Genomic DNA, 21,478 nt, shown 5'->3' on the forward strand with positions numbered 1-21,478 from the left:
AATGCCACACACCTTTTTATGAAATTAAAGTCCTTTTACGAGATCTTCAATGCTTGATAGTGCTTGAGCGGTCAATTCTGTATGGCTGTAATCCGTTAATGTTTTTTCCCGTTCTTTCTTGCCGGAACAGTGGGCGATGATGTCCTCGATGTGAGTATGGAAACGATTCATGAAGAACTCGATTGCCCCCGGTGCAAATACATCGGTATAAACGGCTTTTACCTCCAGTTGCCCGGCCGCCACCATCGCGTTAATATCCAAATCAAACTCGCGGATGCGCCCGGCCGCTATATCATGCTGCGGCTTGAACGGTGACATCTTCAGCGCTCCCTCAAGACCGTCAAACGCACCGAGATAGTTAAAGCTTATTTCTGGGTCTTTATAAAGAATGTTTCGCGAATATCTCAGCAGCCCGTAGCCGGTTCCGTGATGAGGAACCCGTCTCATCATGTCTTTTACCGTCTTTATGCGGTGAGCGGTTTTTTCGCCTGAGCCTCCCGGCACTCTCATATCCAAAAGCACCGGGTAAACAGATGTAAACCATCCTGCCGTTCTTGACATATCAATGTCAGGCATATGCCCCTGGCGCCCGTGCCCCTCAGTGCTGATAAGGATCTGTTCAGAACCCGTCCACTCATGAAGCGCCATTCCAAGCGCCGTTAAAAGCAATTCATGAACATCCGTTCCGTATGCCTGCTGTGTTTCCAACAGCAGCTGTTTCGTGACTTCGCTGCTTAATATCCACGATGCCGTGCGCGCGTTTTCCTGCAATCGTCCGGCGTTTTCATCAGTTATTTTCGGCAGCGGCGCTGTTTCACTAGACATCACGCCGTCCCAGTATGCGGCTTCCTCCAGCAATGCTTTGCTTTTGGAAATGTCAAAAAGCTCTTCGGCATACTTTATATAAGAATCGCTTTTCGGCGGCAGTTCGATTTGTTTGCCGTCCAATGCCTGCTGATAAGCTGTCTGCAGATCTTCAAGCAATATCCTCCATGACACGCCGTCCACGATAAGATGATGAATCGTTATAAGAAGATGGTCGGCTTCCTTCTGCCGGAACACTCCGAGATGAAGCAGAGGCCCTTGATCAAGACGCATAGCCTGCTGTATTTCTTTTTCCTCAGCGGCTATCCGTTTTTCGGGCTGCGTTTCTTCTGAAATATCTATGACGTTAAGCGTAAAGATTTCTTCATACTGCTTTGTGATTCCGCGATTATATTGAACCGTTTCCCCATGCTCATTTTCAGTGAAAGTCATTCGCAGCGCATCATGATGTTCGGTCAGCGCGCAAACCGCCTGATACAGCGCATCTATTTCGAGGCTGTCTTCACTGCACAGCATGACCGCTTGGTTATAATGAAGCTCAAACGCACCCGGCTCCTCAAAAAATCTCTGCTGGATCGGTGTCAGCGGAGCGCTTCCTTCTATCGGCCCCTGATCAGCCGTTGCAACAGCCGGCGTGAGGTGCTTCGCGAGTTCTGCAATCGTCGGGAACTGAAACAAATCGCGGATCGACATGTTCCAGCCTTCTCCGGCGAGTCGGGCTGACACTTGAAGCGCCTTAATGGAATCTCCCCCAAGCTCAAAGAAAGAGTGATGAATTCCCGCTTTCTGAATATGAAGCACATCTTCCCAAATCCGGCATAACATCGCCTGTTTTTCATCGCCGGGCGCGACAAATGCCTGTGATGAATGTATCTCTTCTGCCGGCAATGCCGATTTATCAAGTTTGCCGTTCAGTGTCAGGGGCATGCTGTCTAAACCGATAATATGAGACGGCATCATATAAGCCGGAAGCTCCTGCATAAGAGACTGGCGAAGTGATGAGATATCGGCCTCTTTAGGAACGATGTATGCCGCTAATCGGGCTTGTCCTTCAGCATCTTTCATCACGGTAACAGCCGCTTCTTTGACTTGATCGTGTTTCAAAAGCACACTTTCTATTTCTCCCGTCTCAATTCTGTAGCCTCTGATTTTTACCTGCTTATCGATCCGCCCTTGAAAACGAAGAGTTCCATCCGGCAGCCAGCAAGCCTGATCTCCGGTTCTGTAAAGCGTTTCTCCCGTTTGTAACGGGTCACTGAATGCGCCCTCTGTCAGCTCAGGCTGTCCCCAATATCCTTTGGCGACGCCGGCCCCTCCGATATACAGCTCTCCGAAAACGCCGATCGGCTGGACCTGTTTGTCTTTGTTTAAGACGTACATTTGTACATTCGGAAGCGGAACACCGATCGGCACATCATCTTCCCGCGGCTTTTCGCTCATTTCGGCTTCATAATACGAAGAATCTATTGTCGCTTCTGTTACACCGTAGCTGTTAATGATCCGCATTTCTTTTCCGAAGCGTTCATGAAGCGTATAAAAATCTTGCGACTTGATCATATCTGAACCCAGTACCAGTATTTTTACACTTTGCAGCGCGAGCTTCCGGCGATATATATATTCCATAAACGGAACAATCAGCGCGGGTGTCGACTCCATAAACGTGATACGGTGCTGATCAATGAGCCGATAAAGCTGTTGTGGCTCAAGCCGGACGTCATCCGGACAAATGACAAGCGTTCCCCCGTTTAGCAGGGCGCGTGCAAGATCTCCTGAAAATACATCAAATGAGAAACTCGCCATCTGCAGCACTCTGACCGGTATAAGATCAAGCTCATAAATCCTGCGCCATGCAAGTGCTGCATGCGTAAAGCTGCGATTTCTGACTTCGACTCCCTTCGGCGTTCCCGTTGTTCCCGAAGTATATATGATATATGCAGTATCATCCGGTGACGCTGACGGCTGAATATTCTTTGCACAAATATCGTATTGATCTTCATGATCAAGCTGAACGAGAAGTAAATTGTGATCCGTCAGCTGTGAAGCAAGTTCTTTGTATTCTGACTGCACCATCAAGACGGATGCCGCGCTGTCTTTTAATAAATAGCGAATCCGTTCCTCGGGATAATGGGAGTCAACCGGTATATACGCCCCTCCCGATTTCATGACAGCAAGAACACTGACGATCGCTTCAATCGAACGGTTTGCCAATATAGCTGCTCTTTTTCCCGGACCGAATCCATTTTTGTGTAATGTTCGCGCAAGCCGATTTGCCCGCTCATTAAGCTGCGAATAGCTGATCTGTTGTACTCCTTCAATAACAGCGGTCTGATGAGGCGTTTCTTCTGCTTTCTCTTCAAACAGCTGGTGAAACAGTTTGTGTTTTTCCATGAATTCGGTTTGTGTGTTATTAAACTCAATCAGTAACTTTTGTTTTTCTTCTTCATCCAAAATGTCAGCTTTCGATAGTGTGACTTCCGGTTCGGCGGCAACATGGCGCAAGAGATTCAGTAAGTGGCCCATCCAGCGTTCAATCGTTTCTTTCATAAAAAGCTCGGTGCTGAATTCCATTTCAAAGCGGATGTTTCCATCGGATTCAGCCGCTGATAAGGTCAGGTCAAAACTTGATACATCATGTTCGGTATGTTCTGATCGTGACACCTTCAGACCGGCCAGATTTATCTCTTCTCGCTCCATATTCTGAAGAATAAACATCGCATCAAACAGCGGATTGCGGCTCATGTCCCGCTGCACGCCGAGCCGTTCCACAAGCTCTTCAAACGGGTAGTCCTGATGCTCATATGCCTCAAGCGCGGCCTGGCGGACTTCCGCCAAGTAATCGGTAAACCGTTTGTCTCCTTTCGGCTCCGTTCTGATGGCCAGCGTGTTGACGAACATGCCGAGAATCGGTTCAAGGTCTTTGTGCGGGCGCCCGGCAATCGGCGAGCCGACGATGATGTCTTCCTGCCCGCTCAATCTCGCGAGTAACGTATTGTACGCGGCGAGAAGCACCATATACAAAGTGGAGCCGTGATCCCGGGCGATGCGGTGAAGGCCGGATGCCGTTTCAGCGTCAAGCGTGCACGATACGCTGCCGCCCGCAAAGCTTCTGACAGCCGGACGGGGCTTGTCAGCCGGAAGCTCAAGCACCGGAAGCTCTCCTTCAAGCCGCTTCAGCCAATACGCTTCCTGCTTCTGGTACCCTTCTTTCTCCTGAAACGACCGCTGCCAGACGGCATAGTCTTTATATTGAAGGCGCATCGGCGCAAGCGAACGGCCTGCGTACAGCTCGCCGAATTCTTTAATCAAGGTGTTGACGGACACACCGTCAGAAATAATATGATGCATATCCGTTAATAAAAGATAACGTTCGTCCGATTCTTTCACGAGGGCCGCACGGAAGAGCGGCGCTTCCTCCAGACAAAACGGCCGGACGAATGCGTCAGCCGACTCGGCCTCATCCAACTGAAACGGCACGCTGTCATGGATGCGCTGCACCGGTTCGCCGTCAGGCCCCGTTTCAAAGGACGTTCTGAGCGACTCATGCCGCTCAACAAGCTGCCGGAACGTCTCCTCCAGCCGGCCGCGGTCAAGCGGGCCCGTCAGTTCCAGCACAGCCGGCATATTGTAGCCGACACCGCCGTCTTCAAGCTGCTGGAGCACATACATCCGTTTCTGCGCCGAAGACACCGGGTAGGTGTCCTGTGTTTGCGCAGGCTGAATCGCTTCATACGGGCTTTCTTCCAAGTCCTGAATAACCGAAGCGAGCTCTTCCACCGTCGGCTGGGCGAAGATGTCCTGTAACGGCACCTGAACACCGAACTCTTTGGCGATGCGGGAGACGAGAGCCGTCGCTTTTAACGAATGGCCGCCCCGCTCAAAAAAGTGATCCCGGATGCCGACGGGGCCGTTTTTCAGCACCTCTTCCCAAAGGGCGCAAAGCTTCATTTCCGTGACGTTCCGCGGGGCGGTGTACGCTTGTCTGTCTGCCGCTCCGCCGGGAGCCGGCAGCGCGCGGCGGTCAAGTTTTCCGCTCGGCGTGACCGGCCATTCGCTCATCTCTATAAACTGAGCCGGCATCATGTAAGCCGGAAGGCGTGTCGCAAGCTCCGCCCGCACGTCATCGCTTTCCCGTCCTTCGATATAGGCGTAAAGCGCGGTTTCGCCGTGTTCGGTCCGGGCGGTGACGGCCGCCTCACGAATGCCGTCGATGCGCCGGATCGTCGCTTCGATCTCTCCCGGTTCAATCCGGTAGCCGCGGACTTTCACCTGTCCGTCTGAACGTCCGAGCCATTCGACTAGGCCGTCTTCTGTCCAGCGTGCGATATCGCCCGTCTGATACATGCGTTCTCCCGGGTAAAACGGATCATTGAGAAAGCGCTCCTCCGTCAGCTCGGGCCGGTTCAGATAGCCCCGGGCCACCCCTGTCCCCGCGATGTACAGCTCTCCTGCCACGCCCGCAGGCTGGATGGTTCCTCCGCTATCTAATACATACAGACGGGCACCAGGAACGGGTTTACCAATCGGAAGCCGCGTCCGTCCGCTGTCCCGTTTTCGGTCACAGACGTAAAACGCCGCATCCACCGTCGCTTCCGTCGGCCCGTAGCCGTGAATGAGCACGGTCTCCGGCAGAAGATCGGCAAACCGGGCAGCCGTAAGCGGTGAAAGAGCTTCGCCTCCGGCAAACACGCGTGTCAAGGTTCTGCCGAGGCGTGTTCTTGTTTCCGCAGGCTCTGTTTCCAGCGCGTCTAAAAAGCTGTTGACCATCGCCGGAATAAAATGCGCGGTCGTCACCTTTTCTGAGACAAACGCTTCAATCATCCGCACAGGATCTTTCTCCCAGCCGGCCGGAAGCAGATACACGGAGGCGCCTGACATCGTCCACCAAAACAATTGCCAGATGGAAGCATCGAAAGAAAAGGATGATTTCAGCACGATAATATCCTCTTCCGTCAACGGGAACTGCCCTTGCATCCCTGATAAAAAGGCGGCGGCCTGACGGTGTTCAACAGCCACTCCCTTCGGTGTTCCCGTCGAACCGGACGTATAAATGATATAAGCGAGCGAATCGCTATCCGCTTCTTCAGAGACAGCCCCTGTCTCCGTCTCGCCTGTCAGAGCAGAAAGAGACACTTCTAGCGTCTCGCCGGAAAAACCGGAAACGGATAATCCCGGCTGTGCAAGCAGGAGACAAGCGCCGCAGTCATCGAGCATATAGCGCAGCCTGTCCTCAGGATACTCCGGGTCAAGCGGCACGTAGGCGCCGCCCGCTTTTAACACGGCAAGCACTGAAACCACCATCTCCGGCGAGCGTTCAGCGAGCACGCCGATCATGCTTTCTTTGCGGACGCCTTTTTGTCGGAGCCGAGCGGCGAGCCTGTCCGTGTACTGATCAAGCTCGGCGTACGTCAGCATACCGCCCGGAAAACGGAGCGCCGGACGATGCGGCGAAAGCGCGGCGCGGCGGGCAAACAGCCCGTGAAGCGTCGAAGCCGGCGGTTCAACCGCTTCTGTACGGTTAAACGCAGATAACACCCGTTTCTTTTCATTTTCATCCGCCATATCAATATGCCGAATCAGCCGGTTAGGATTTCTAACGGCATTTTCAACGATCGTCAGCAAATGAGTTTGAATACGTTTAATCGATTTTTCAGTAAATAAAGCGGATTGGTAATCAAAATTCAGCTCAATCAATCCCGTATCTGTCCGCTCCTTAATTAAAATGGAGAGCTCGTTTGCGGTATGTCCGCTGAAAAACATGGCCGTTTCATAATCGAAACCGTCTGCCTTACGCCACTCAAGCGGCTGATACTGCATCGAAATACCGATGATATTTTGCAGGTCATGATGAGTCTGCCTTAATTCATTCACAAAAAGATTGTAAGGATATTTCTGGTGCCGCATAACAGACAGCTGCTCTTTTCCTACGCTGCGGACAAAGGACAGGAACTCCGCATCAGGATCTGCCGTCATTCTGATCGGCAGTGTGCTGACGAACATGCCGAGCATATCCTTTTCGAGCCTGGAGCCCCGGTTTCCGTAATAAGTGCCGATGGCAATATCCTTTTTAGCCGTCAGACGGCTGATGCATATGTATAACGAAGCCATAAACAGAGAGATGATGCTGATATTATTTTCTTTGCAAAAAAGCCGGATTGATTGTTCTAAGGAGTGAGAAAGAGTGATTGTATCTCTGGAAGCCGCAGTGCTTTGTCTAAGATGAGAGGTTCGTTCCGCCAGTGAAAGGTGTTCCGGAACGGTTCGGTATGTTTCAGTCCAAAATGAACGGTCTTTTTGAAAACGGGAAGACTGTAAGTATTGCTGTTCTTTTTCCATGTAGCTGAGATAGGAAGGTCTGTGGTGTTCAGCTAAATCCTCGCTCCGCATGATCTTTTGGTAGATATCAATGAGCTGGTTGCCGAGCAGGTTGAGCGAGATGCCGTCCATGATAATATGGTGAAATTTTGAATAAAGCCAAACTTCTTCGTCTGACATGACAAGCAGAGTAAATTGATACAGAGGTGTATGAAACAGCTTGAACGGAACACGGGTCTGCGTGTCAATCCATGCGTCCCGCTCTGCCTGATCAGTATGAGTAAAATCAACAGTCTCTAGAGAAATCGGCCGATGCCCCGCCAGATACAGCTGGGGTTCTGATCCGTCCCCTTCTGTCAGTTGAAACCTGAGCGAATCATTTTGCGAGATAGAAAAATCTAAAGCATGGCGCAGTACGTCAAAATCGATGTCCCCCCTGAATTTGACGCATGCCGCGAGATTGCAGATACTTGTGCCCGGTTCGAGCAGCTCCGTAAACCACACTCTTCTTTGTGCGTGAGTTAAAGAATAAACAGTGTTCTCCAATGGAATCCCTCCGCTTCAATTTAAGAGGATAAGAAAGTGAAATAATTACAATTAAATTTCGACAGCATATGACTTAATCATCCATATAAGCATTATTTTAAAACATATTTTAGAAATCACAATAAAAAATTAAATTTTCTCTAACATTTTTTAGAATATAGTATATATTCCTCACTTCACTTCTTCATTTCTATAATCTTTATACCATGTAAAACGGTATGTATGCATACTATAAACTGGTTCTTAAACACTATAATAAGGAATAAAATGTATAATTAATTGCGCTTTTAAAAAGGTTTTCCTCCCGAAAAGAAGTTTTATGTTAAAAAATGAATAATCGGTGAACATGTAAGAAAGCGATATGTAAAAAAAAGGAAGGGTATTGCCGATATTACTTTTTGAAAAGATTGATTCATAATCGCAATATAATGTTTTACAGACATCAAAAAAAGCCGAATCCTCTAAGGATTCGGCCCTTCTTATTGATTTGCCAGCACGACTGCGATTTTGTCTTCAATGTCTTTTCCGTCATCTTCGTCAAGCAGCCCGTTTTGAAGCACGGAAAAAATAAGCGTATCTCCTGTTTTTGTGTCTGCATAGCCGGCAATCGAACTGACTGATGTTAGTGACCCGGTTTTCGCTTTAATTTTGCCTTCTGCCGGAGTATTCTTCAGCCGGTTCCGAAGGGTTCCTCCCGTCATTCTGTCGCTTGCACCGGCGACAGGGAGCGAACGAAGGAAAGCCGGGTACCACTTTTCTTTCTGAACCGCATACAAAAGCTCTCCGATTTGGCCGGCGGATACGCCGTTAATATGAGAAACGCCGGATCCGTCTCTTGCAATCAATTCATCCGGATTCAGCCCGAACGATTTGAGCTCCGATTTCATCACGTCCAAGCCCTTTTCCCAGCTGCCCTCCCCTTTTTTCACTTTTCCCATTTCCTTGATCAGAATTTCGGCGTGCCCGTTGTTGCTCAGTTTCATAAACGGGATCAATAATTCTGAAAGAGGCATGGATGTCCGTGATGTGACGAGCTGGGTGCGGTGCGGCATTCGCCCTGTTCTGATTTTCCCTTTTACAGTTATACCCTGTTTAGTAAGCGCTTGTTTCCATAAATCTAAAGCATAGGACGACGGATCCCACACTGCCGCCCATTCTCTTGCCTGTGCCGAGCCGGCAGGTATGGTTCCCTTTATCGTAATCACATTGCCGCCGTGCTCCCGTTCAACCGTCAAATCTTTCTTTTCATCAGAAGCGACGGTTTTCACTTCATTTTTCACACGAACGATGTCCGTATGGGGAGAAATCGAAATGCGCGGCTTTTTACCGGGCTGTTTCGCCGGGCTGATTTCCGCAATCACCGTTCCGGTATCATAATCCTCATTTGGGGAAGCGGTAAGAGCTGATACTTGCGCGCCATAATATTGACCTTCATCGCTCCACGGAAGATCAACTGAATATCTGGTATCGTCATACCACGAATCATCCCCGACCAGATCTCCTTTAATGACATGGATGCCTCTGGCTTTGACCTGTTTAGCCATCTTCTCAAAATCAGAAGCCAATAGGGTCGGATCACCTTTTCCCCTGAGATAAAGGTTTCCGCGCAGCTGTTTTCCTTTTACGGCGCCGTCTGCCCGTACTTCTGTCTTAAAGGTGTAATCTTCTCCGAGAACGGAAAGCGCCGCAGATGCCGTCAGCAGCTTCATCAGTGATGCAGGCCTCAGCCGCATATCTTCCCGGCTGCCGAACAGCACCTCCCCTGTTTTTGCTGACCGGACACTGACGCCCGCTGAAGCCCCCTTTAAAGCAGGTTCTTCATCCAGAATGTGTTCCAGCTCTTTTTGCAAAGTATTTTTTTGTTCAGCCGCCTTAGCCGCCTCATCAATATAAGGAACTGCGGCAATGATCAAAAGCAGAATCACCGCGCTCAAGCGTTTCACATATGTTTTCAATGTTATCCCGCCTCTTTCCTATTCTTCGTCATGCAAAATGGTGATCCTGGATGACGCAGCCGCTTCTTCGCCCGGTTTCAGAATCTGAAGACCTGTCAGTGATGCAGGCTGATTCAGATTAAATGCATCTGTAACGGAAGTATAAGGCTCAAGACTGACAAACCCTTGCTTTCCGTCACCGTTATATACCACCCAATGCTTGAAAGACGTGTCTGCTTGATACAAAACGGATAATTGCTCATCCGGATGATAAATAACAGCTTCGTTATTGCCGCCATTCCGTCCGGAAGAAAGAAAAACATCGTCAAACTGTTTATTTTTCAAAGACATCCCCTGACGGAACGCTTCTTTATCAGGCACATCCAATAAACGGCCCGTCGGCACGAAACGTTCATTTAATTCCCACATGCGGTCAGCCGTCAAAAATAGACGGGATCGCTCTTCATTGAAAACAAAAGTTGAATGATAGCCGAGCCCCCAAGGAAAAGCCTCCGTTCCCTTATTCATAATCAGCGCCCGCTGCGTAAACACATTGTCTTTTAATGTATAGGTCATCCGGACAACGACATCGTGCGGAAATTGTTTATGAACACGGGGAATCTTTGAAAGATCAATTTCTGTTTCGACTGTCATTCCATCCCCCTCTGCTTTCGCTGCCGCCGCTTTCCAATGCTGATTGTGAAGAAAGCCGTGAATATGATTATGTTTATCCTCTTCGTTTATCTCAAATTGATACGCGCGGCCGTCAAAACGAAACGTCCCGTCCGTAATCCGGTTCGGCGGGAATAAAACGGGAATGCCGTACAGCATCGGTTTTGCGCGGAATTGCTCCGCAGTTTCCGGTTCTCTCAGAAGCCGCATACCGGTTCTTTTATCCCGAAGCGATATGACATTTGATCCCCATTCCGGCACAATGATGCATTCAGCCTTATCAGTCTCCGCTTTTATGGCTGAAACCCCTAAATAAGTCGTATGTTCAATCGTCATAAGCACCTGCCCTTTCCTTGTTTTCTAGCATGTATAGGAATTCCATTTTCTAAACTCATTTTCCTTCTCTAAAAAAAACATCGCCCGTATGAACTGAGCGATGTGCGGTAAAACCTTATTGAATCAGCCGGGTAATCTGTTTTTTCTTCCATACAAACCGGTAATATCCGTATTGCAGCAGCAGGCTGACGACAAAAGCCGCCGGATAACCGACCCAAATGCCGAGAATGCCGAGATTCGTATAATGAGAAAGAATAAAGGCCACAGGCACTTCAATTCCCCAAATCGCAAAAATGCTGATAATCGTCGGCCATAACACCGTACCGCTCGCCCGCATCGTTGCTGAAACGATCTGAGCGTGACCGAAAATCAAATAACTCCAAAGGGTAATCATAATCAGATTGCGGGCAATGTGGAGCGTGTCCTGATCTGTTAAAAACAAAGCAAGTATCTGCCGGGAGAAGGTATAAATCAGCACAATCAAAACCCCGCCGATCAAATAATTCAGGCCGATGCCGACTTTGATGACCTGTTTCAGCCGGCCGAATTGATTGGCGCCAATGGATTGGGCGGCAAAAATGGAAACGGCGATGCCGAGGCTTACCGCCGGCATCTGCACATAACTCGCCACTTGGTTGACGACCCCGTAAGCAGCCGTCGCGTTTGATCCGTAATGATTGACAAATGAAATGACCGCAATTTCAGAAAGTGACACGAGAATCATATTGATGCTCGACGGAATACCGAGACGGAGTAAAAGCGCGAGCAGCTTTTTGTCCATTTTAAGAGAACGGAGCGCAGTCCGGTCAAATGCCAATGGATGTTTCCTTTTCCGCAAATAAACCATGAGTACGATAAATGTCACGATGTTTGAAATCACGGTTGCATACGCCGAACCGTAAATGCCGAACTTCGGAAGTCCGAAAAGCCCGAGAATCAATAAGGGCAAGAGCCCGATGTTTATGACTGTACTGACGATTAACGTATAAAACGGAGTCTTTGAATCTCCCGTTCCGCGTAAAAATGTCGTATACGCAAAATATAAAAACATCAGCGGCATTGCGCAAAACAAAATGCGCGCATATCGGACACTGACATCTATTACGTTTTCCGGCGTTCCCATCAGCCGCAGAATATCAAGCGTAAACACACTGCCGACAATTGCCAGGACAACACCGAGCATAAAGGTAAAAGTCAGTGTAGTGCCGACAATCGCCTTCATCCTCTCTTCGTTTTTCGCGCCGTAAGCCTGCCCGATCAGAATGGAACTTCCCGAACCGATTCCGATCGTAAAGGAGATCAGCAGAAAAAACAGCGGAAAAAAAGACGATACAGCGGCAAGCGCATCGACTCCGAGCCACCTTCCGACAAATACCATTCCGACCAATTGGCCGACAGATTGCAATACATTGCTTAAAAGCAGCGGCACTAAAAACAGTGACATCGATCGCCAGACTGACTGGCCGCGGCCTTCCGCTGTTTCTAAATGATCTTGTACTTCCATATGTAGGACTCCTTTTTTGATTTTCTTCCATTTTATTATTCAGCAGACAGCTTGTAAAAACCTTTTGTTCAATGAAACTCTTTATCTTTTTCTCACGTCTTACATGGAAATAAACCATAAAAATAAAAAGTCCGGAAAATATTTCTGAAAAGGTATTGTAATCTTACCGTAATTATTGTAACATTTGTAACATAAGAGAAAGAGATTGATTGAAGGAGAGATTATATCATGAAAAAATGGCTATTATTCCTCACTACTATTACATTGATTCTGTCATTGGGCACTGCGGCGACTGCAAAAAATGCACCTAATGACCTTACACAAAAACAAGCACTTCAGCTGGCCCTGTCAGCGAGAGAACATTTCTGGAATACAATGAGCGGCGGTGCGCTTAAATCAAACGCAAATTGCACATCTGAACCGTTTGAATATCAAAATCTGCAATATGTATTTATGTGCAAAGACCTCGGAACAAAAGCGAAAGCCGTAAAATATCTGACACCCGCTTTTACAAAGCAAGCGATTGACAAAGGGCTCAAAGATTACCACTTCACTGTAAAAGACGGCAAATTGGCTGTTCCGGTCGGCGACGGAGATAACCTCCTGAATTGGAAAAAAGCAAAAATGACCCTTCTTTCTAAAAAAGGAAACGTCCAAACATACCGCTTCACTGTACCGACTCTTGACGGTTCTCCGTCAGCAAAACGCGATGTAACATTCGTAAAAGAAAACAACGTTTGGAAAGTCAATCAATTTGATGCTGTCATATAAGAAAAAGCCCGCTTGCTTACAGCGGGCTTTTTTCACATCATTTCCACCAGGTTTTCACAAAATATTCAACTCAAAACCCCCTTGTATAACAAGGGGGTTTTTGTTTTACCGACATTATTAAGCTGCGCCTATCTCATACAAAAAACGCTCTAGGAGAGATTCGAACTCCCGACCTGCAGTTTAGGAAACTGCTGCACTATCCGCTGTGCTACTAGAGCCTGCTTCTATTATAGTAACGCTGGCGGCCGTTTTTTTCAAGTCTACAGCCCTCCGAACACTTTATAGGCGGCTCTCGTCGTATCTTCATCTATTCCGATATAACGCATTGTAATAGACGGAGAAGAATGATTCAAAATCCTCTGCAGTTCAGCAATGTCTTTTGTCCTCTGATAAAAATGATACCCGAACGTCTTTCTAAGCGTATGCGTCCCGATTTCCTCCAATCCGCAAGCGGCAGCCGCTTCCTTTAATATTCTGTATGCCTGAATCCGGGATATGGGCTTATTCGTCCGTTTCGATTTAAACAAATAGTCATCCTCTTTCATGTCTTTTGTATAAGCGTATATGTCGGCCTTTAAAGACTCCAGTATCAGAATTTTTCTTTTCTTTCTCGTTTTGCTTTCGGTTGCCCACACATGGTCTTTGTTCCTGACATCCCTCACGCGAAGCGGCAGAACATCAGAAATCCGCAGTGCGCTGTTCATGCCAAAAATAAATAAAAAATAATCACGATCACTTTTCTTCATTAAATACTGTTTGACTTCCTGGATCTTCTCCAAACTTCGGATCGGCTGTACGATATGCATCAAAAAACCCCTTATAATTGGTAAAGTAACATATTGAGTATTATGTTACTATTATAGCCGAAACCCGTTGAATGATAAAGGATAAAGGGTCTTATGTAACATAATATACATAGTGTTACATAAGGTGAATCAGATACGCAGTTTCAATAAATTCCTCAAAAACATCATTTTAAGCCCGGTGACAAGCTTTTAAACAAATAGAGACTCAAGGCATTAAAAAATGAAAACAACGGCCTTAAAAGGAAATCTGAGCATCCGTTTTTTTGTGAGCAACCGAAAAAAATGCAAAAAAAGACACAATATGAAATTGTGTCCTAGTCTTCATCTTTTACATCAATGTCTTCAGGAAGCGGCTCATTTAAAAACTCTTGAATCATTTCCTTATATTTTTCCAGCTGTTCGAGATGGGTTTGAAATTGTTCCTTGTTGATTAAATATTGCTGTCCGTCATGGACGGCCCTTATTTTATTCGTCAAAACAAGATTGTGCACATATTCTTCAGGAAGACTGGTAAACTCCGCTGTCTCTTTGATCGTTAAATACATGGCTCACGTTCCTTTCATATGTCATGTGAGTGAATTCTGTTTTGTTCATTGTAGCTTATTTTTTGTCTTTATGCTTGTTTCACAGCTTTTTCAGTCCGGTTTCCCATTTAGCCTATTTGCGACTGATTACATTCACACAGAAACCCCAACTTTTTGCGCATCGGACTATTCCGTTTGTCACTTGTGAAAACAGCACATTTTACTTACTCTATAATTGTAAGCGGAAAACAAAGGAGGCAGACTATGAAAAAGAAAAAGTTTATGAATCTCTGTTTTATCGTTCTGCTCAGTACGTTGCTCGCGGCCGGAAGCATCCCTTATCACGCTCAGGCTAAGAAACACCCGTTTTCCTATGACGACTACAAACAGGTAGATGTCGGCAAAGACGGCATGGTTGCCACCGCCCACCCTCTCGCTTCACAAATCGGTGCCGACGTGCTGAAAAAAGGCGGCAATGCAATTGACGCCGCGGTTGCCATTCAATTCGCATTAAACGTAACTGAACCGATGATGTCGGGAATCGGCGGCGGCGGATTTATGATGGTTTATGATGCGAAGACGAAAGACACCACCATTATCGACAGCCGGGAACGCGCACCGGCAGGCGCAACACCGGATATGTTCCTTGACGAAAACGGCAAAGCCATCCCTTTCTCCGAACGCGTTACGAAAGGGACTGCAGTCGGTGTTCCGGGAACATTAAAAGGACTTGAAAAAGCGCTCGACAAATGGGGCACACGCTCCATGAAACAACTCATCACCCCTTCCATTAAACTTGCCTCAAAAGGCTTTCCGATCGATTCGGTTTTAGCTGATGCCATCTCAGATTATAAAGACAAATTATCACACACTGCTGCAAAAGACGTGTTTCTTCCGGACGGAGAACCTCTGAAAGAAGGAGACACACTCATCCAAAAAGACTTAGCCAAAACATTTACAGCTATTAAGTACAAAGGCACAAAAGCATTCTATGACGGAGCATTCTCCAAAAAGCTTGCGGAAACAGTGCAGGAATTCGGCGGCTCAATGACAGAAAAAGATATTAAAAACTTCAATGTGACGATTGACGAACCGATCTGGGGAGATTACCAGGGCTATCATATCGCAACTGCTCCTCCTCCAAGCTCGGGCGGTGTTTTCCTGTTGCAAATGCTGAACCTCCTGGATGATTTTAAGCTTTCTCAATATGATATCCGTTCTTGGCAAAAATATCAGCTTCTCGCAGAAACGATGCATTTGGCTTATGCTGACCGCGCCGCATTTGCCGGGGATCCAGAATTCGTCAACGTCCCTCTCAAAGGCCTCTTGAATCCAGATTATATCAATGCCCGCAGACAGCTGATAGATATTGATAAAGTCAATAAAAAACCGAAAGCCGGCGACCCTTGGGCCTATCAGGAAGGTTCTGCAAACTATAAACAAGTGGAGCAGCCGACTGACAAACAAGAAGGCCAAACGACTCACTTCACGGTAACTGATCGCTTCGGCAATGTCGTATCTTATACGACAACGATTGAACAGCTGTTCGGTTCCGGCATTATGGTTCCCGGATACGGCGTTGTGTTGAATAATGAGTTAACAGACTTTGATGCGGTGCCTGGCGGCGCAAATGAAGTGCAGCCGAATAAACGTCCGCTCAGCAGCATGACTCCGACTATTTTATTTAAAAATAACGAACCTGTCCTGACTGTCGGCTCCCCCGGCGGAGCAACGATTATTTCTTCCGTCCTGCAAACGATCCTGAACAAAGTTGAGTACGGCATGGATCTGAAAGCGGCGGTCGAAGAGCCGAGAATTTACACAAACAGCATGACATCCTATCGATATGAAAAAGGAGTGCCGGAAGAAGCCCGCACAAAACTGAACGAAATGGGGCATAAATTCGGCAGCAGCCCGGTTGATATCGGTAATGTGCAAAGCATCCTGATTGACCGTGAAAACGGCACCTTCACCGGAGTTGCCGACTCAAGCCGAAACGGAGCCGCAATCGGCGTAAACTTGAAAAAATGCGAAAAATGACAAGGTGAAAAGCCTCGTTTCTCAAGCTGAGAAACGAGGCTTTTGTTTATTCTGCACTGTATTCAGATGAGGTTTTTTCAGATGTTAACGACGCAAGTGAAAGCACGACGCACATCGCGATGACAACACCCGCTGCTCCGATCCATGTAACAGACGCAAGAGACAGATGGGTGACAACAATGCCCCCGATGCCCGCACCGGCCGCCATAGCCAGCTGCATCACAGACTGGTTGAGGCCAAGTAATACACCCGATGATTCAGGCTCCATCGTTGCCAAATGATACTGCTGAGCAGGCCCAGATGACCAGGCGGCGAAGGACCAAAACATAAGCACTGCCGCCGCTCCGAAAGCAGAATGTGTGACAAACGGCAATAACATGAGCATGATAGCATGAAGCGCCATTCCGCCGGTTAATGTCATACGCGCCCCCCATTTGTCTGCGCTGAAACCGCCTGCTTTAGAACCGGCAAGACTTGCAACACCGAAAATAAGCAGCAATGTACTCAGTATTCCGCTTCCGATATGAGTAACGTTCAGTAAATACGGAGAAAGGTACGTATACGTAACCGAATAGCCTCCGAGCCAAAAAAACGTAATGGCCAGCCCGACTGCCACCTTTCGTTTCTTCAAAAGAGAAAATTGCTGAATGAGCGGCACCGGTTTATCTCCTTTTATCTCAGGCAACGCGAAACGTATAATAAGCATGGCAATGATTCCGATTGCCGCAATTCCGGCAAAAACCACCTTCCAGCCAAAAGCTTCAGACACGGTTCTTCCGATCGGAACACCGATAATGAGCGCCGCCGTAAACCCCATAATGACGGTTGCGAGAGAACTTGCCTGTTTTCCCGGGGGAGCGATTTTTGCTGCGATCGTAAGCGCGGTGACCACCACAGTTCCTGCTCCAAGCGCCATGATCACCCGCGCTCCCGCAAATAAGCCGAATCCCTGCACAAGGAAAGAAATGATATTCCCGATAACAAACAGCCCCAGAGCATAGATCATGAGCTTCCTTCTGTCCAGTTTTGCTGTAAGGGCCATCATGACAGGCGTTCCGATTGCATAAACAAGTGAAAAAATCGTAATCAGCTGCCCTGCCGCTGCCACAGTAACTCCCAAGGAACCTGCAATTTTATCAAGCATCCCTGATATCACATATTCAGACGTCCCCACTAAAAAACTGATAATTGCCAAAATGTAAATCTTCCAGGTATTTTGCACCTGACACACTCCTTCATTGATGATTTATATAAAGATATATTGTGATATATCGATATAAAGAGTTGAACAAACAGAAACAAATCGCAATATGTCGATGTGTAGTCGGAAAAAGAAACTGAATCCCTCTTCTAAAGGATTCAGCCTACATTTCGCGCTGAAAATAATCGGCCATCGCCTTTATCGCGTCTTCATCTCTTTTATAATAGGTGTATTTGCCAATCCGTTTTGTTTGGATAAGGCCCGCCCGCTGAAGGATGGAAAGATATTGAGACGCCGTTGACTGTGTCATCTGAAGCTTATCGGTGATCTGGCTGACACATACTCCGATCTCATTCATATCAATGCCATCATGCGGGGCGAAGTGACGGTCCGGCTCTTTCAGCCATTGCAAAATCTCAAGCCGTGACTCATTAGACAACGCTTTAAAAACATCAATAGGTTTCATACGCTTTATTATATCGTGATTTTACGATATGTCAATATTGTTTTTATTAAATCTCTATTTTTTGTTTTGCCTCTCTTATGATCCGGGAAATAAAATCACTCACATTCTCTTCAAATGTGTCTTCCCGCCCGTATTGCCTTACATGTACAGATTGATGGCGGCACTCTCGATCTCCCACAACAGCAATATACGGTATTTTTTTCATTTGTGCTTCTCTGATTTTATAGCCGAGTTTTTCATCACGCTGATCAAGCTCAGCCCGGATACCCGCTTTCTTCATTTGCCAATGCACCTGTTCTGCGCAGTCCCGGTGTGCGGTGTTTGATACTGGGATGATTTTTGCCTGTACCGGTGCAAGCCATAAAGGGAACGCTCCTGCGAAATGTTCTGTAATGATTCCGAGAAATCTGTCGAGAGATCCGAATACCGCCCGGTGAATGACAACAGGACGGACTTTTTGGTTTTTTTCATCAATATATGTTAAATCAAATTTCTCCGGCATTTGAAAATCCAGTTGGACAGTGGCGCATTGATGGCTCCGGTTCAGCGCATCTTTTATATGAATATCAATTTTCGGTCCGTAAAATGCACCATCTCCCCGATTAAACCGAAAACGATATCCCTGTTCTTTTAATACTTTTTCTAATGCGCTCTCAGCCCTGTCCCACAAGTGTTCGCTTCCCATGTAATCTTCCGGTCTTGTTGACAGCTCAATATCATAGGAAAAACCAAATGCGGTGTACACCTCGTGAATAAGCTGCAGCGCCGAAGCGATTTCACTCTCGATTTGATCCTGCGTTACAAAAATGTGTGCGTCATCCTGGCAAAAAGATCTGACGCGGAGCAGGCCATTAAGCGCCCCGCTGAATTCGTGACGGTGCACCTGACCGAACTCAGCCATCCGAATCGGAAGATCACGATAAGAACGAAGCTTTTCTTTAAATAAGAGCATGTGGCCGGGACAGTTCATCGGCTTTAACGCGAAGCGCTGATGATCGGCTTCCGAGAAATACATATTCTCTTTATAATGTTCCCAGTGACCGGATTGCTCCCAAAGACGCTGGTTCATCATCATAGGGGTGCGCACTTCGTGATAATGATAGGCATCCTGCTTCGAACGCAGAAATGATTCAAGCGTGTTTCGGATAAACTGACCGTTCGGCAGATAAAAAGGCATACCCGGCGCTTCTTCCGAAAACATAAAAAGTTGTAACTCCGCTCCCAATTTCCGATGATTTCTCATCTCCGCCTCTTTCAACAGCTGAAAATGTCTGTTCAGCTCCTTTTCTGAGGAAAATGCTTTTCCATAGATGCGCTGGAGCATTTTTTGGTTGCTGTCGCCGCGCCAATAAGCCCCTGATACATGAGTGAGCGAAAAAGCTTTTATCTGTCCGGCAGACGCCAAGTGCGGACCCCGGCATAAATCAATGAATTCGCTCTGGCGGTATATACTGATTGTATCAGTCTGCGGAATACCCGCTAAGAGCTCAAGCTTCAGCGGTTCATGAGCAAACAGCTGCTCTGCCTCTTCTCTGGAGATTTCTTCTCTGATAATTTCCGGATTTTCCGAAATGATTCGGTTCATCTCTTTTTCAATGACGGCCAGGTCTTTTTCAGTAATTGTTTCATCCATATCAAAATCATAATAAAAGCCATTTTCAATAACGGGTCCGATCCCTAAACAAACCTTCGGATACAGACGTTTTACCGCTTGCGCCAATACGTGTGCTGCTGTGTGTCTCATCACTTCCAGTCCCGCTTCAGACTGAAAACTGCACAGTTCAATCGCCGCGTCAATCTGAATGCTTCTTCTAAGGTCAAATAACGATCCGTTTATCTTTCCGGCGGCAGATGCCTTTTTCAGACTCGGACTGATTGATTGTGCGATCTCTTCTAACGTAACGCCTTTCCGGTATTTTTTTTGTTTCCCATCAGGAAAAGTAATCACAATGTGTGGCTCCTTCACGGTCTGATCTCTCCTTTATTTTTAATAAAATAAAAAACACACTCATCCCAAAGCTAGGGACGAGTGTGTGTCAGACCCGCGGTTCCACCCAAATTCCCGCCACTTTAAGTGACGGCTCATTTTTGCCGTAACGCGGCTATACGGTATCGGCTGCTTTCGTTCACCGATACAGCTCAAAAGGCGGTAAGCTCATTCTTCGTGCCGGGAAGGTCTCAGCCGTGCCCTCCCTCTCTGTATGGCCGGTTAAAATGTCTCATGTCCTTATCATTGCCATTTTTCTTATATAAACATAAAAACACACTCATCCCAAAATAAGGGACGAGTGTGTGTCAGACCCGCGGTTCCACCCAAATTCCCGCCACTTCAAGTGACGGCTCATTTTTGCCGTAACGCGGCTATACGGTATCGGCTGCTTTCGTTCACCGATACAGCTCAAAAGGCGGTAAGCTCATTCTTCGTGCCGGGAAGGTCTCAGCCGTGCCTTCCCTCTCTGTATGGCCGGTTAAAATGTCTCATGTCCTTATCATTGCAGATACTTTATCCGAAAAACTTTCTTTTATTATACATAAATTTTCCGAAAAAGAAAGTTTTTTTAAGAAAAACCAGAACGAAAAAATTGGCGTACACAGCTGTCCTGTTTTCTCATCTTCCGTTCGGTAATGCTTTTAATCCATTCAGCAGTTCTTCAAACGCCGATGTCAAAAATAAATCACTCCGGTAGATGAATGATATATTCATATCCCGAAACTGTTCAGGAAGCTCATGAAGAAAAAGATTTTTCCTGTTTTGAAAATAACGGACGGCTGATGCAGGCAGAAAGGAACCCCCCATCCCCGCCTGCACCGCCCCAATAATGGCTTCCAACGTACCGAATTCAATGATTTTATGTGCGGGTACTGCTTCTTCTTTCAGTATGTGTTTTATTTTGCGGCGGTGCGAACAGCCCGCGGCAAAATACAGAATCGGCTCTCGCAACAAGTCTTGCAAACTGCCTTCCCGCTTATTTGAAGCCAAGACCAATTCTTCTTGAAATACAGCGACTTGTTCAAGATCTTCGTATTCGACCGGACCATAAACAAAAGCGCCGTCCAGCTCATAGTGTAAGACGCGCTGCACTAAGGTATGTGTATCACCGGTTGACAGAGACAGCTGTACTTTCGGGCAGCGGCTGCAATACTCCGTGAAAAATTGTGGGAGATGGACGGCTGCCGCCGTTTCAAGAGAACCGATTCGAAGCGGGCCGTTCGGATCGCCTGCTTCTTGCGCCGTTTTTTGCGCCTCATGCAGCAATTGAAGGATTCTGTCTGCGTCTTTCAATAAGTTTTCACCTGCAGGCGTCAGCGTCATCCCCCGATTTGTGCGGTAAAAAAGCTGTGTTTGCAATTGCCGTTCCAGCTGCTGAATCCTGTTTGTCACATTTGATTGAACATAATGCAGGCTTTCTGCCGCCTTTGAAATACTTCCTTTGCGGGCGACAGCCTGAAAAATCTTTAAGTCTCCGCTTTCCATGTAAGGGCACCTTCTTGCTATGATTTTTATTGATAGCCGGCTATCAATTTTCATTTATTTACTGCA

At 47.2% G+C, this 21,478-nt stretch carries 12 protein-coding genes and 1 tRNA gene; 2 read left to right on the forward strand and 11 right to left on the reverse strand.

The genetic code is table 11. The features are described from left to right. Positions 1-24: 24 nt before the first annotated feature. The 4 genes from NYE36_RS10770 to NYE36_RS10785 all read right to left on the reverse strand — a co-directional run bounded on the left by NYE36_RS10770 (position 25) and on the right by NYE36_RS10785 (position 12,129). On the reverse strand, positions 25-7,683 hold the full coding sequence (locus tag NYE36_RS10770; protein WP_241457486.1) for a non-ribosomal peptide synthetase: 7,659 nt from the start codon (positions 7,681-7,683) through the stop codon (positions 25-27). A 479-nt stretch (positions 7,684-8,162) separates the two neighbouring features. After that, positions 8,163-9,638: a D-alanyl-D-alanine carboxypeptidase/D-alanyl-D-alanine-endopeptidase gene (dacB, locus tag NYE36_RS10775; protein ID WP_061890654.1), complete on the reverse strand. Its 1,476-nt coding sequence runs from the start codon at positions 9,636-9,638 to the stop codon at positions 8,163-8,165. Positions 9,639-9,656: 18 nt separating this feature from the next. Next, on the reverse strand, positions 9,657-10,625 hold the full coding sequence (locus NYE36_RS10780; protein WP_094032327.1) for an aldose 1-epimerase: 969 nt from the start codon (positions 10,623-10,625) through the stop codon (positions 9,657-9,659). Between the two features lie 115 nt (positions 10,626-10,740). After that, positions 10,741-12,129, reverse strand: a complete 1,389-nt coding sequence (locus tag NYE36_RS10785) for an MATE family efflux transporter (RefSeq protein WP_038463999.1) — start codon at positions 12,127-12,129, stop codon at positions 10,741-10,743. A gap of 228 nt (positions 12,130-12,357) precedes the next feature. Here NYE36_RS10785 and NYE36_RS10790 point away from each other — a divergent pair, with 228 nt between their 5' ends. Then, a complete protein-coding gene (locus NYE36_RS10790; protein WP_043021793.1) occupies positions 12,358-12,900 on the forward strand; it encodes an IseA DL-endopeptidase inhibitor family protein in 543 nt (180 codons plus the stop codon). A gap of 145 nt (positions 12,901-13,045) precedes the next feature. On the opposite strand, the gene NYE36_RS10795 is transcribed toward NYE36_RS10790, so the two are convergent. The 3 genes from NYE36_RS10795 to NYE36_RS10805 form a co-directional block, all read right to left on the reverse strand. Further along, positions 13,046-13,118 (reverse strand) — tRNA-Arg (locus tag NYE36_RS10795). Between the two features lie 42 nt (positions 13,119-13,160). After that, entirely contained in the window at positions 13,161-13,706 is a 546-nt protein-coding gene (locus tag NYE36_RS10800; protein WP_003153850.1) for a site-specific integrase, read from the reverse strand. Positions 13,707-14,020: 314 nt separating this feature from the next. Further along, complete coding sequence (locus NYE36_RS10805; RefSeq protein ID WP_003153848.1) at positions 14,021-14,251, reverse strand: excisionase family DNA-binding protein; 231 nt, start codon at positions 14,249-14,251, stop codon at positions 14,021-14,023. A gap of 243 nt (positions 14,252-14,494) precedes the next feature. Here NYE36_RS10805 and ggt point away from each other — a divergent pair, with 243 nt between their 5' ends. Continuing rightward, positions 14,495-16,270, forward strand: coding sequence for a gamma-glutamyltransferase (gene ggt / locus NYE36_RS10810; RefSeq protein ID WP_007407357.1), 1,776 nt, complete (start codon positions 14,495-14,497; stop codon positions 16,268-16,270). Between the two features lie 46 nt (positions 16,271-16,316). Here the strand turns inward: ggt and NYE36_RS10815 are convergent, their stop codons facing one another. The 4 genes from NYE36_RS10815 to NYE36_RS10830 form a co-directional block, all read right to left on the reverse strand. After that, positions 16,317-17,492: an MFS transporter gene (locus NYE36_RS10815; protein ID WP_094032316.1), complete on the reverse strand. Its 1,176-nt coding sequence runs from the start codon at positions 17,490-17,492 to the stop codon at positions 16,317-16,319. 142 nt (positions 17,493-17,634) lie between these two features. Beyond that, positions 17,635-17,937, reverse strand: a complete 303-nt coding sequence (locus tag NYE36_RS10820) for a metalloregulator ArsR/SmtB family transcription factor (RefSeq protein ID WP_003153841.1) — start codon at positions 17,935-17,937, stop codon at positions 17,635-17,637. Between the two features lie 46 nt (positions 17,938-17,983). After that, positions 17,984-19,903: a threonine--tRNA ligase gene (gene thrS / locus NYE36_RS10825; RefSeq protein ID WP_069007407.1), complete on the reverse strand. Its 1,920-nt coding sequence runs from the start codon at positions 19,901-19,903 to the stop codon at positions 17,984-17,986. A gap of 642 nt (positions 19,904-20,545) precedes the next feature. Further along, positions 20,546-21,412: a LysR family transcriptional regulator gene (locus NYE36_RS10830; protein WP_342496853.1), complete on the reverse strand. Its 867-nt coding sequence runs from the start codon at positions 21,410-21,412 to the stop codon at positions 20,546-20,548. Between the last annotated feature and the right edge of the window lie 66 nt (positions 21,413-21,478).

The sequence above is a fragment of the Bacillus sp. FSL R5-0593 genome, from assembly GCF_038603755.1.
Taxonomy (GTDB): Bacteria; Bacillota; Bacilli; order Bacillales; family Bacillaceae; genus Bacillus; species Bacillus velezensis.